Source organism: Brevundimonas sp. VNH65 (assembly GCF_049445955.1).
Classification (GTDB): Bacteria; Pseudomonadota; Alphaproteobacteria; order Caulobacterales; family Caulobacteraceae; genus Brevundimonas.
Window position 1 is genome coordinate 91,056 of record NZ_JBMSDX010000004.1, and the last position, 11,427, is coordinate 102,482.

An 11,427-nucleotide genomic window follows, 5' to 3' on the forward strand; every position below is an offset into this window, starting at 1 on the left:
CGTTAACCATGGACATTTTTCGCCGGTTTGTGGCGAGGTGTCGATGAACGCCTCGTCGGACGACGGTGTTGGGCGCACATTGGCGTCACAGTTTGGCCTATGCTGGCCGCCGCTTCCCTCATTTCGCCCGGCGAACGCTTGACCTCTCCGCCCCATCAGACTGATCCGGAAAGCCCCGCCGAAACGAGGGGTGCGGCGACGGCGCGGGCGCCTCGTCGCGCCGGCCGTCTGGCGCCGCGAGCGGGGCTGATCCTCGTGGTCGTCCTGCTTCTGGCGGCGATGCTGGCGACCCTGCTCTACCTCAACCGCCGGGCGGCGGCCCGGTCCTTCCTGACCGGCTGGCTTGAGGACCGGGGCGCGCCGGCCGAGGTGGAGATCGAGCGGCTGGAGTTCGACGGCGTGACGGCGCGCCTGCGCATCGGCGACCCCCGCAATCCTGATGTGGTCGTCGAGCGGGTGCAGGTGGACTATGCGATCGGTCTGCCCTGGTCCCGACAGGGTCTGGGGCTGCGTCCCAGCCGCGTGAGAGTGCTGCGCCCCGTGGTGCGGGCCACCTGGAAGGACGGCAAGGTGTCGCTGGGCAGCCTGGATCCGATCCTGCGCGAGTTCACCGGGCGGCCGCCGCAGCCCGACGGCCGCGGACCGATCGTCGAGATCGAGGACGGCCGCCTCGTGCTGACGGGGCTGAGCGGAGACCGCGTCGAAGGTCTGACGGTGCGCGGCGACGCCCGGCTGAACGACGGCAAGCTGATGCGGCTTCGGGCCGATATCCCCTCGACGAGCCTGGACCTTCCGGCGTCCGGCGGCGGACGCATCTCGGCCGAGCAGGTTGCGGCGAGGCTGGTCCTGAACACCGCCGGCGACCGGGTGACTCTCCGGCTCGAGGCGTCGGCGGCGGCCGTGCGCCTGCCCGACGCCGGGGGACGGGAGGCGGCGGCGACGCAGGGCGAGGATCTGACGGTCTCGTTGCAGGGGAACCTGCCCTATCCGGACCTGATCCGTCGTCGCGGCGACGGGCGCGCGGCGATCAACGGGCGCCTGACGGCGGGTCGGCTTCAGGTTGGCCAGACACGGCTGGCGGGGACGTCGCTGGACACTGACTTCGACGGCGCGGTGAGCGGATGGCTCGAAACCTTCTCGGTCGAGGGGCGCGGACGGGTCCAGGGGGTGGCTCAGGCGGTCGATGGACCCGGCCAGGCGGCGCGGGGTCTTCGGATCGAGATGTCATCGTCCGCAGCGGGCGTGAAGCGGGACGAGCAGGGGCTGGCCTGGCGCGCGAACGGTCCGCTGCGGGCGACGGCGGTCTCCGCCGACCTGGGTGAACTGAAGCTGACCGGGGTGTCCGCGACGTCGTCCGGACTGGAGATCGGCGGTCTCGGTGGCGCGCTCGAGGCGGTGGGGCCGCTGAACTGGCGCGCGGATCGGGTGCGGTTCGGCGAACTGGATCTGAGATTCGCACAGGGCAGGGCCGACCTCGATCTGATGCAGGACGGGGCCCTGCTGTTGCGGGCCGAGACGTCGCTGGCGGCGCCCAGGGGCGCCTGGCCTCTGCTGGGCGCGGCCACGCCGGACGACGGGCCGGATCTGGCCGAGATGAAGCGGGCCTTCTCGGATTTCGCCGTGGACCTGCCGCGCCTGCGGCTGCTGGTCGGATCGGCGGGCACGGAGGTGGTTCTGGCCGCGCCGGCGACCGTCCGGCCTCGAAACGGCGGTGTCCTGACGGTCCGGCCTGCGGCGCAAGCCCTTTACGCCGCCCCGACCGGCGCGCTGGGCGGCGGCGCCCTGAGTCTCGTGGCCGCCCCCGGACGCGGCCTGCCCGAGGCGACGATCGACATTCCCGACTGGCGACTGACGTCCGAAGGTTTCGAGGCCCGGCTTAACGGAGAGGCGGCCCTGGACTTCGACGTGGCGCGTGATCTGACCGTGACGGGCGGCGGCGTGCTTGCGCTGCGCAACGGCATGACAACCTTCGCCATCGACGGCTGCCCGCGTTTTGCTGTCGAACGGCTGGAGCTGGGCGAGAACGACGCCGAGGACGTGTCCGGCCGCCTGTGCGCGACCGGCGGGCCGGTGGTCCAGCTGACAGAGGGCGGATGGCGCGTGGACGGGGCGTTGCAGGACGTAGCCGGGTCTCTTCCCTTCCTTCAGGCTCGTTTTGCGGATGCGGCGGGTCCCCTGGCCGTGCGAGGCGGACCCGACCGGCTGGACATGGATGTCCGCGTGACCACCGCGCGTCTGGACGACGACGCCGAGCCGCGCCGGTTCCACCCTCTGGCCGCCCAGGGAAGCGCCCGATTGTCCAACGACGTCTGGACCGGCGATTTCAGCCTGAGTTCCGGAGATCGTCCGGTCGCCAGGGTGACCCTGAGGCACGACGGGCCGAGCGAGCGCGGCGGTCTGACCTTCGACACCGGTGAGGTGGTCTTCGATCCCCAGGGGCTTCAGCCGCACGACCTCACGCCCCTGACCGTCGCCGTGGTGCGCTCGCCGGTGAGCGGCTCGGTGCGGTTCGCCGGCCGTTTCGACTGGGACCCGGCGCTGCCGGACGGCGGCGCGTCTTCCGGGCGACTGACGGTCCCGGGCCTGGATTTCGACAGCCCGGCGGGCCCGGTGCAGGGGCTGAGCGGCACGGTCGACTTCACCTCCCTGGCCCCGCTGACGACGGCGGAAGGCCAGACGCTCAGGGTGGCGCAGCTGCAGACGGTCACGCCGCTGACAGACCTGGGTCTCACCTTCACCCTGGGCCAGGCCGCCCTGAGGGTCGAAGGGGGGCGGATCCAGGCGGCGGGCGGCGCCTTGCGTCTGGAGCCGCTCAGCGTGCCGCTGGACGGGAAACAACCCTTTGACGGCGTTATCGCCCTGGATCGCGTGCAACTCGGTGAGCTGATCGCGGGCGCAGGGTTCGGGGAGAAGGTGGCCCTCGACGCGGTGGTTTCCGGCCGGCTGCCGTTCCGCTGGGACCCGGAAGCGGGGGTGACGATCCAGGGCGGGGTCCTGACGGCCGATCAGGCCGGGCGTCTGTCGATCGGGCGCGAGGCGCTGAGCGGGCTGGCGGCGGGCGGGGGCGGGGCGGACATCCCGCCGGGCACGGTCGAGGACCTGGCGTACCAGGCCATGGAGAATCTGGCGTTCAGCGACCTGAGCGCCGAGGTGAACAGCCTGGACGGCGGACGTGTCGGCGTCCTGTTCCGGATCAAGGGGCGGCATGATCCGCCGCAGCGGCAGGAGCTTCGCCTGTCGCTGGCCGAACTGATCAGCCGGCGATTCCTGGAGCGACGACTGCCGCTTCCGTCGGACACGGGCATCGACCTGACGCTCGACACGAGCCTGAACCTGAACGAGCTGATTCAGGATCTGCTGGCGGCGCAGCGCGCGTCGCGACCGGAGCCGCAGCCGTGAACCCGGTCATTCAGCCCGCGTTCACCCTCGCAGCCCTAGTGCCATGGGTGTAGTCTGCCCCCGCGTTGATCGGAGCCCGTGCCCATGACCTATCTCCCCGCACCTCCACAGGCTCGCCGCCGGTTCGTCCTGGGCGCAGCCGCGATCGGGGCCGTGACAGCAGGGGCGCTGGGCGCCTGCACCCCGACGGTGAGGCTGGAGGTGGCGCCGATCCAGATCTACGCCAAGCTGGACGCCGACATCCGCGTCAAGCTGGATCGCGAACTGCAGGATCTGCTGCGCGAAAACCCCAACCTCTTCTAGGTCGAACAGGAGAAATCGCCATGTCTTTCCGCCCCCTTCTGCTCGCCGTTCCCGCCGCCGTCGCCCTGGCCGTCGCCACGCCCGGCCTGGCCCAGACCGCAGCCCAGAAAGCCCAGATCGATCAGGCCAAGGCCGCCGGCGTCGTCGGCGAACAGGCAGACGGCTATCTGGGCTTTCGGACCCCGTCGTCCGACGCCGGTCTGAACGCCGCCGTCACCACCACCAACGCCGCCCGCCGTCAGGCATACGCCGCCAGCGCGGCCCAGGCCGGCACCACCGCAGAGGTCGCCGGCGCCCGGATGTTCGAGGCCAATCTGCTGGCGCGTATTCCCGCCGGCCAGTGGTACCGGAACGCCCAGGGTCAATGGGTGCAGAAGTAGGTCAGGCGCCGGCGGCGTCCTCGAGCACCGGAGCGGCCGGGGCGACATAGTCGCCGATCCGGGTGACCACGGCCCCGTGGAAATCCAGATGACCGGCCAGGGCCGGGATCATCAGGCTGATGCGGAAGTCGGCGGCGGCGACGCGGGTCCACTCCTGCTCCAGGCTGACCGAATAGCGGCCGGGATGTTCGATGACGACCGACAGCGACCGGGCTCCCTCGCCGAACCCCCATTCGATCAGGAGTTCGGTCCTGGCCGGCGGATTTATGGAAAACTCTGCGTCCAACCGCCAGCGGCCGGGCGGAAGGAAAATATTCGGCCCGTTGAACAGCATGCGACGTCGGCCGAGCAACTCGATCCGACCGTCTTCCGGGGCGGCGGCGAGGCCGGGGTAGGAGAAGACCCGGGGGGGCCAGCGTATGCTGTCGCCCGTCTTTAACGGAGCGGACTTGTAGAGCGCCAGCGGATGGTCGGAGCCGAGCTGTGAAACGGCGATCTCGCAGGGGCGACTGACGTCGCCGAGGCCTTGAAGCGTCACCACCTCATCGTTCATGTCGATCAGGTCGGCGCCGTTCTGGAGCATCAGTTCGGCCGCCGCCAGCCGGAGCGATCCCTCGTACAGGGCCTCCGACGGCCCCAGATCGCCTGCCCGGGCGAGGATGTCGGGACTGTCGTCCGCCGTGCCGCGCTGGACGTAGAAACGCGTGACCGGCTGCCCCTCGAACCAGTCCAGCCATGAAACGGTCAGTTGAGACCGGCTCGGGTCAGGCGGCGGAGCGGGCTCGCCACGCTCGTGGACGGCGAACGCCCAACCGCGATCCTCGCAAGCCCTGGCGAAGGCCTCCCTCCAGGCCGGACCCATGCGGCTCGGCGTCTGCATCAACCAGATTCGCTCGAGGTGGTTCATGCGGCCTTCAGCCATTTGTAGACATCGATGCCTTCTTCGATGTCCTCGAAGATTTTCGCGCGGCCGCTTTCGACCACCAGGGCCCGATCGCAGTGGGTCTGGATGAGGTTGGTGTCGTGCGACGCCATCAGGAACGCCCGGTCCGCCCGTCGTTCGAACAGTTCCTGGTTGCAGCGCAACTGGAACCGAGCGTCGCCGACCGAGACCAGTTCGTCGATGAGATAGCAGTCGAACTCGATGGCGAGCGAGAGGCCGAACGCCATGCGCGCGCGCATGCCGGAGGAATAGTGTTTCATCGGCCGGTTGAGAGCCGAACCCAGCTCTGCGAAGCCCTCTACCCGATCGTAGATGTCTTCGAACCGCTTGCCGTAGATGCGCGAGATGAAGCGGATGTTGTCAATTCCGGACAGGCTGCCCTGGAACCCGCCGCTGAACCCGATGGGCCAGGAGCAACTCATGCGCCAGTGCACGGAGCCCTCGCTCGGCGGCAGGGCGCCGCCGAGAATCTTGATCAGTGTGGATTTGCCCTGACCGTTGCGCCCGAGAATCGCTAGCCTGCCCTGACGGCCGACTTCGAAACTCAGGTTGCTGAACACCGGCTTGGCGCCCGGCACGGGATAGGTGAGCCCCAGATTCTTGACCCGGAGCCCCACGCCGCTCTTGGCTGTCATTCGGCCTCGACCCGGCTTTCGCGAATGCCCGCCCAGACCATCCAGCCGAGGGCATAGATCAGCAGGGTCGAGATGAGGACGGTCAGAATGCCCCGCATCCGACGGGGTTGAGTGGCCTTGTCGGTCGCGATGGGATTGACGACGCGATCAAGGTACAGGCGCTGACGCCGGGCCTCGATCTGGGCGGAGTTCAGGGCCGCCGCCGAGGTGGCGACCAGCTTTTCAGCGAACTCGCGTTCCGTCATCAGGGACTCATAGGCCGAAATCTTGGGGGCCAGGGAGCCGGCGTCGCCGACGATCTTCTGGCGTTCGGCGGCGATCTGGCGCTCGAACGCGCGAATGCGGCTGTCGAGGAACGGCAGTTGGGGGCTGTTCGGGGCGTCGGCGGCGACCTGGGCGCGTTCCGCGCGCAGATTGGCGACGCTGACGGTGAGTTCGCCGATGAGTTCGCTGCCTGCCTTGGCGGTGGTGGCCGGATCGATCAACCCCTCGCGGTTGCGGAACTCCGTAAGCCGGGTCTGGGCATTGATCAGCCGGGTCTGGGCTTCCGACACCTGGCGTTCGGCGTCCCTGACGGCGTCGGTGGCGGACCGGTCGTTGAGGCGGTTCACCAGACCCTCGCCGCCCTCAAGCATGGCGTTGGCGATGCGTTGGGCGTCCTGGGCGGTGAAAGCCTGAACCCGAAGCGTGCTCAGCCCGGTCTGGGAATCGTAGCCGATGGTCAGATATTTCAGAAACTGCTTGCGGAAGGTTTCCTCCGAAGAGTCGCTGAACGGTTTGGGCAGTTTGGAGAAGGCGTCCACGCCCGGTCGTGCGTACATCCGGCGAACATCGACGCGGGTCTGAAGGTCGCGAAGGCCGTCGGCGGATTCGAAATATTCGAGCACGGCGTGGGCGTCATTGGTCCCGCCGGAGATGCCGACCGATCCAAGAGCCGCGCCCAACCCGGCGGCGGCCGGCTTTTCCTCGGCCTGACGCACCATGAAACGCGCCTCGGCCACATACCGTGGCGTGGCGATGAAAAGCAGATAGACGGCGGCGATCAGGGTCGGCAGGACGACGACAAGTCCGAAGGCCAACGGCGCCGCCAGGTTCCGGCGACTATGGCGAGGGCCCGTCAGCTGTGGCAGCGGGCCGACATAGTTGATCTTGGGATCGGTCATTCAAGTCTCGCCAGTTCCGTCAGCGACGGTCATTCAACTTCGACATAGCGCCGGGCCTGGGCCAGCATCAAAAGGCCGACGAACGTCATAACGCCCCCGAAGGCCAGGGGATAGACGGGGTTGTAGTGCGTCTTCACGAACTCTCCGAACACTCCGTCCCGAACCATCTCGATGGTGTGGGGCAAAGGGTTAAGAAGAAGAATTTCCCGATAGCCCGGCGGTATCCAGTCCATCATGAAGAAGGCCCCGGACAGCGGGATGATCAGATACATCGACACGGGCAGGACACGCTCGATCACTTCATAGCGGATCGCGAGCGAAGAGATGGTGAGGGCGAATCCGACCGAAACCCAGCCCATCAGCAGATAGCCGCTGTAAAGCTTGAGATAATCTTGCGGCGGCTCCACCCATTCGATGGCGAGAAGAACAACATAAACGACCAGGAAGGCCAGGGCGCAGCCGATGAACTCCATCACCGTCCTGGCGGCGTAGATATGAAGGGGGCGCACGATACGATGCTGCATCAGGCCAATGTTCGCCTGAAGTGCGCCGGTGCTTATCCCCACGACATGCCGGAAAACCAGGATGCTCATATAGCCGGTCATGATGAACGGCCCGAGGCGGATTCCGTGTTCGTATTCCGGCTTGATGAGGGTCCACATGCCCATGACGCCGAAACAGAAGACGAGCGGCTCGAGCACCAGCCAGAGGAAGCCCAGACCTTCGCGCCCATAGCGGGTCACGAGTTCCCGCAGGATCAGGGCGCCGACGATGCGGACTTGCTTCTTCAGTTCGCGCATGGGGTCCAAAAAACATCCGGCGACGAGCTTGCGCCGTCGCATTTTCAGCCGACGCTTCGCCCGGGCGACTGCTGTGCCCCCAACGGCGGCGAGACGCAAGGGGGCGCGCCGGACGTCAACGGCTCAAAGAAGGGTGACGCTGGTCAGGACGAAGGACAGGTCGCGCGCGTCGTCGCCGCGGGACGCCCGGTGTGGGGTGGACAGACGGACCCCGAGCTCGTCGCCCTCTGACAGGTTCATCGAGACGGTCAGCTCGGAGCGGCGGTCGAGTTCCACGAAATCGACGGTGGGCGCGGCGCCGTCGGGTCCGACAGTGAAAAGGACGCGCCTGGGGCCGTGCTCCTCGGGCTTGAACCAGACGCCGATCCGCAGTTCACGGGCGGGCTGGAGCGCCTTGAGCGACAGCCGGGTCTGGGGCCAGCACCATCCGTCGTCATGAAGTCCGTCCGCAGCGATCAGGCTCGCTCCGCTCAAGATCATCCGACTGCTCCTCAATACGCGATACGCTACACGGCCCCGGGCGGGCGCCGACGCGCCCGGCCCGATGAGGTCTTCTGACGTCGGAGGCGTGTGCGAATCAAGTGCCATCGCGAACTGCACGGGCGCCGCCGTTCATCGGGGTTCACTTCGCCCCCGTCCATGCGCTAGGGAGGGCGTTGATGCCTCGCCGGCGCGCGGCCCTCAATCCAGCTGGAAAGCAGTCGTCTTCATGGCGGACGAAATCCTGACCATCGTCGTTCCCATGGCCGGGCGCGGCAGCCGGTTCGCAGACGCCGGCTACGCTGACCCCAAGCCCCTGATTCCGGTGGCGGGCGAGCCGATGATCAGGCTGGTCATCGACAATCTGGCGCCGTCGCGACCGCATCGTTTCGTGTTCATCTGCCAGCGCACCCATGTGGCCGAGTATGGCCTGCGGCCGCGATTCGAGGCCTGGGCGCCCGGCTGCGCCATCGTCGAGCTGGACGGGGTGACCGAGGGCGCCGCCTGTACGGTCCTGACCGCGCGCGAGCATATCGGCCCAGGTCCGCTGATGATCGCCAACAGCGATCAGTACGTCGATATCGACATCGACGACTATCTGGCGGCGCAGGACGGGGCGGACGGCCTGATCATGACGATGACGGCGGACGATCCGAAATGGTCCTTCGTCGCCCTGGACGACCAGGGTCGGGTCACCCGGGTCGTGGAGAAGGAGGTCATCTCCTCCGAAGCGACGGTGGGCATCTACAACTTCACCTCGGGCGCCGACTTCGTCCGGGCCGCCGACGGCATGATCGCGGCCGACAAACGGGTGAACGGGGAGTTCTATGTCGCCCCGGCCTATGAGGAGCTGATCGCCGAAGGCAAGGCGATCCGCATCTTCAACGTCGGCGCCGAGGCCGACGGCATGTACGGTCTGGGCACGCCGGCGGACCTCGACCTGTTCAACAGCCTGGGCATGCCGGAAAAGATCGCTGCGGGCCGAGAGGCCGGGGCATGATCGTTCTCAGCCATCGCGGACACTGGCTGAAGGCCGACGAGAAAAACGAATGGGTCGCGTTCGAGCGAACCGTCGCGGACGCGTTCGGCACCGAGACGGACGTCCGCGACCATGACGGGCGGCTGGTGATCTCGCATGACCCCGCGCCGGCGACGGCGCGTGACTGGGCGGACCTGGTCGATCTGTTCGACGGGCGCGGTCTGCCCCTGGCGGTGAACGTCAAGGCCGACGGTCTTTCCGGCCTTCTGGACGCGGCCTTCGCCGGCCGGGACATCGACTGGTTCGCCTTCGACATGTCCGGGCCGGAAACCGTGCGCTACGCCCGTGCGGGCCTGCCCTATTTCACGCGACACAGCGACGTCGAGGCCGAGCCGGTGCTCTATGCCGAGGCCCAGGGTGTCTGGCTGGACGCCTTTCATGATCACGGCTGGATGACGACCGATGTCATCCGGCGACATCTGGATGCGGACAAGCGGGTGTGCCTGGTGTCGCCGGATCTGCATGGACGGTCCCATGAGGCGTTCTGGGAGACCCTCGCCGATCTGGCCCCGCAGACGGACGATCTGATGCTGTGCACCGATCTGCCGCTCAAGGCCCGGGAGATGTTCGGATGATCAAGGCGGTCGTGTTCGACATGGACGGCGTCCTGATCGACGCCAAGGAATGGCACTATGACGCCCTGAACCAGGCCCTGCGGCTGTTCGGGCTGGAGATCAGCCGCGCCGATCACCTCACCACGTTCGACGGCCTGCCGACCCGGCGCAAGCTGGAGATGCTGACGGTGACGGAGGGGTTGCCCCAGGAATTGCACGGCTTCATCAATGCGCTCAAGCAGGCCTATACGATGGAGATCGTCAACGCCCGCTGTCGCCCGACGTTTGTGCATGAGTACGCCCTGGCGAAGCTCAAGGCGCGCGGCCTGAAGCTGGCGGTCGCCTCAAACTCGGTTCGCAACAGCGTGACGGCCATGATGGAGCGGTCGCGGCTGGATCGTTACCTGGACGTGCAACTGTCGAACGAGGACGTTTCGCGGGCCAAGCCCGACCCGGAGATCTATGTTCAGGCGATGGAACGGCTCGGGGTCAGACCGGAGGAGACGCTGATCGTCGAGGACAACGAGCACGGCATACGGGCGGCCCGGGCGTCGGGCGCCCACGTCCTGGTCGTCCGCACGGTCGATGATGTGAACCTGGCCAACATTGACCGCCGCATCGCAGAGATCGCCGCATGAACGTTCTCATTCTCGCTGCGGGCGATCGAGGCCCGGGCGCCGAAACCTATCCGATCTGGCTGTCCGAGGTGGACGGGCAGCTGGTGCTGGAGCGTCAGGTCGCCGCCCTGGACCTGGGAAAGGAGACGCGGTTCGTCTTCGCCTTCGGCCAGAGCGACATCGAGGAACACCACGTCGATGACATCGCGCGCCAGATCGCGCCCGATGCGGCGGTGCTGTCGATCCGTCGGCGCACGGCGGGCGCCGCCTGCACGGCCCTGCTGTCGGTCGGCCATCTCGATCTGGAGGCCGAACTGATCGTCGCCAGCGCCACGGATCATGTGGAGGCGAACTATGCGACGATCATTTCCGGATTTCGCAGCAAGGGCGCCGACGCGGGAGTTCTGACCTTCGAATCCCTTCACCCGCGATACTCCTATGTCCGGCTGGATGCGGAGGGATGGGTGATCGAGGCCGCCGAGAAGCGACCGATCAGTCGTCGCGCCAACTCAGGCTTCTACTGGTACAGGCGGGCGGGGGATTTCGTGGCCAGCCTGCAGGAGATGATCCTGAAGGGGGCGAGCGTGAACGACGTCTTCTACATCGCGCCGTCGCTCAATGAACTGGTGCTGCAGGGGAAGCGGATCGCCGCCCACGCCCTGGCCCCAGATCAGTACCATCCGATGAAGGACCAGCGCATGGTCGATCAGCTGGGCCACACGTTCGAAGAGAGAATCCGCCATGCGTCATGATCGTCTGGAGACGATGACCAAGGGATGGTTCGTCGGCGATTTCGCGCCGACCGCCCTGCGCAGCGAGGCCTGTGAAGTGGCGATCAAACACTATGCGGAGGGTGATCACGAGGCCTCCCACATGCACAAGGTGGCCACCGAGATCACCGCCATCGTGTCCGGCCGCGTTCGCATGCTGGGCGCCGAATGGGGGCCCGGCGACATCCTGACCATCGAACCGGGAGAGGCGACGGATTTTCTGGCGCTGACCGACGTGGTCACGGTCGTGGTCAAGACGCCCTCGGCGCCGGACGACAAATACGTGCTCTGATCGCGAAAGTGGGCTCCGCCTCGCCTTGCGCGGGTTGTCGACAGAAAAGCGC

Annotated in this window: 13 protein-coding genes; 8 read left to right on the forward strand and 5 right to left on the reverse strand. The window is 67.3% G+C overall.

Features of this window, described 5'->3' with window-relative positions; translation table 11 throughout:
- The first annotated feature begins 138 nt into the window (after positions 1–138).
- The 3 genes from ACO2Q1_RS08810 to ACO2Q1_RS08820 all read left to right on the forward strand — a co-directional run bounded on the left by ACO2Q1_RS08810 (position 139) and on the right by ACO2Q1_RS08820 (position 4,082).
- Complete coding sequence (locus ACO2Q1_RS08810) at positions 139–3,399, forward strand: intermembrane phospholipid transport protein YdbH family protein (protein ID WP_423329129.1); 3,261 nt, start codon at positions 139–141, stop codon at positions 3,397–3,399.
- Between the two features lie 84 nt (positions 3,400–3,483).
- Positions 3,484–3,702: a YnbE family lipoprotein gene (locus ACO2Q1_RS08815; RefSeq protein ID WP_423329130.1), complete on the forward strand. Its 219-nt coding sequence runs from the start codon at positions 3,484–3,486 to the stop codon at positions 3,700–3,702.
- Positions 3,703–3,722: 20 nt separating this feature from the next.
- Positions 3,723–4,082, forward strand: a complete 360-nt coding sequence (locus tag ACO2Q1_RS08820; RefSeq protein ID WP_423329131.1) for a DUF1318 domain-containing protein — start codon at positions 3,723–3,725, stop codon at positions 4,080–4,082.
- A gap of 1 nt (position 4,083) precedes the next feature.
- Here the strand turns inward: ACO2Q1_RS08820 and ACO2Q1_RS08825 are convergent, their stop codons facing one another.
- Genes ACO2Q1_RS08825 through ACO2Q1_RS08845 form a run of 5 tightly spaced genes read right to left on the reverse strand, consistent with a single transcriptional unit; the run spans position 4,084 to position 8,103 of the window.
- Positions 4,084–4,989: a hypothetical protein gene (locus ACO2Q1_RS08825; RefSeq protein ID WP_423329132.1), complete on the reverse strand. Its 906-nt coding sequence runs from the start codon at positions 4,987–4,989 to the stop codon at positions 4,084–4,086.
- Positions 4,986–5,660 (reverse strand): ABC transporter ATP-binding protein, encoded by a 675-nt coding sequence (locus ACO2Q1_RS08830; RefSeq protein ID WP_423329133.1) that lies wholly within the window; start codon positions 5,658–5,660, stop codon positions 4,986–4,988. Before ACO2Q1_RS08830 ends, ACO2Q1_RS08825 begins: the two co-directional genes overlap by 4 nt.
- Positions 5,657–6,823 carry a chain-length determining protein gene (locus ACO2Q1_RS08835; RefSeq protein ID WP_423329134.1) on the reverse strand — a complete coding sequence of 389 codons (1,167 nt, stop codon included), beginning with the start codon at positions 6,821–6,823 and terminating at the stop codon, positions 5,657–5,659. Before ACO2Q1_RS08835 ends, ACO2Q1_RS08830 begins: the two co-directional genes overlap by 4 nt.
- A 29-nt stretch (positions 6,824–6,852) precedes the next feature.
- Positions 6,853–7,722 carry an ABC transporter permease gene (locus tag ACO2Q1_RS08840; RefSeq protein WP_423329135.1) on the reverse strand — a complete coding sequence of 290 codons (870 nt, stop codon included), beginning with the start codon at positions 7,720–7,722 and terminating at the stop codon, positions 6,853–6,855.
- A gap of 24 nt (positions 7,723–7,746) precedes the next feature.
- Positions 7,747–8,103 carry a hypothetical protein gene (locus ACO2Q1_RS08845; protein WP_423329136.1) on the reverse strand — a complete coding sequence of 119 codons (357 nt, stop codon included), beginning with the start codon at positions 8,101–8,103 and terminating at the stop codon, positions 7,747–7,749.
- A gap of 229 nt (positions 8,104–8,332) precedes the next feature.
- Here ACO2Q1_RS08845 and ACO2Q1_RS08850 point away from each other — a divergent pair, with 229 nt between their 5' ends.
- Genes ACO2Q1_RS08850 through ACO2Q1_RS08870 form a run of 5 tightly spaced genes read left to right on the forward strand, consistent with a single transcriptional unit; the run spans position 8,333 to position 11,375 of the window.
- Entirely contained in the window at positions 8,333–9,103 is a 771-nt protein-coding gene (locus ACO2Q1_RS08850; RefSeq protein WP_423329137.1) for a glycosyltransferase family 2 protein, read from the forward strand.
- The gene (locus tag ACO2Q1_RS08855) at positions 9,100–9,717 is read left to right on the forward strand and encodes a hypothetical protein (protein ID WP_423329138.1); all 618 of its coding nucleotides are present in this window, start codon (positions 9,100–9,102) and stop codon (positions 9,715–9,717) included. The genes ACO2Q1_RS08850 and ACO2Q1_RS08855 overlap by 4 nt, the downstream gene beginning before the upstream one ends.
- Positions 9,714–10,334, forward strand: coding sequence for an HAD family hydrolase (locus tag ACO2Q1_RS08860; protein ID WP_423329139.1), 621 nt, complete (start codon positions 9,714–9,716; stop codon positions 10,332–10,334). Before ACO2Q1_RS08855 ends, ACO2Q1_RS08860 begins: the two co-directional genes overlap by 4 nt.
- A complete protein-coding gene (locus tag ACO2Q1_RS08865; RefSeq protein WP_423329140.1) occupies positions 10,331–11,065 on the forward strand; it encodes a hypothetical protein in 735 nt (244 codons plus the stop codon). The genes ACO2Q1_RS08860 and ACO2Q1_RS08865 overlap by 4 nt, the downstream gene beginning before the upstream one ends.
- Positions 11,055–11,375, forward strand: a complete 321-nt coding sequence (locus ACO2Q1_RS08870; RefSeq protein ID WP_423329141.1) for a hypothetical protein — start codon at positions 11,055–11,057, stop codon at positions 11,373–11,375. Before ACO2Q1_RS08865 ends, ACO2Q1_RS08870 begins: the two co-directional genes overlap by 11 nt.
- The last annotated feature ends 52 nt before the right edge of the window (positions 11,376–11,427 follow it).

Bases quoted from the DNA above. Each gene is read 5' to 3' on its own strand.
- ACO2Q1_RS08815 (WP_423329130.1), top strand. From the start codon at position 3,484: ATGACCTATCTCCCCGCACCTCCACAGGCTCGCCGCCGGTTCGTCCTG.
- ACO2Q1_RS08820 (WP_423329131.1), top strand. From the start codon at position 3,723: ATGTCTTTCCGCCCCCTTCTGCTCGCCGTTCCCGCCGCCGTCGCCCTG.
- ACO2Q1_RS08825 (WP_423329132.1), bottom strand. From the start codon at position 4,989: ATGAACCACCTCGAGCGAATCTGGTTGATGCAGACGCCGAGCCGCATG.
- ACO2Q1_RS08830 (WP_423329133.1), bottom strand. From the start codon at position 5,660: ATGACAGCCAAGAGCGGCGTGGGGCTCCGGGTCAAGAATCTGGGGCTC.
- ACO2Q1_RS08835 (WP_423329134.1), bottom strand. From the start codon at position 6,823: ATGACCGATCCCAAGATCAACTATGTCGGCCCGCTGCCACAGCTGACG.
- ACO2Q1_RS08845 (WP_423329136.1), bottom strand. From the start codon at position 8,103: ATGATCTTGAGCGGAGCGAGCCTGATCGCTGCGGACGGACTTCATGAC.
- ACO2Q1_RS08850 (WP_423329137.1), top strand. From the start codon at position 8,333: ATGGCGGACGAAATCCTGACCATCGTCGTTCCCATGGCCGGGCGCGGC.
- ACO2Q1_RS08855 (WP_423329138.1), top strand. From the start codon at position 9,100: ATGATCGTTCTCAGCCATCGCGGACACTGGCTGAAGGCCGACGAGAAA.
- ACO2Q1_RS08860 (WP_423329139.1), top strand. From the start codon at position 9,714: ATGATCAAGGCGGTCGTGTTCGACATGGACGGCGTCCTGATCGACGCC.
- ACO2Q1_RS08865 (WP_423329140.1), top strand. From the start codon at position 10,331: ATGAACGTTCTCATTCTCGCTGCGGGCGATCGAGGCCCGGGCGCCGAA.
- ACO2Q1_RS08870 (WP_423329141.1), top strand. From the start codon at position 11,055: ATGCGTCATGATCGTCTGGAGACGATGACCAAGGGATGGTTCGTCGGC.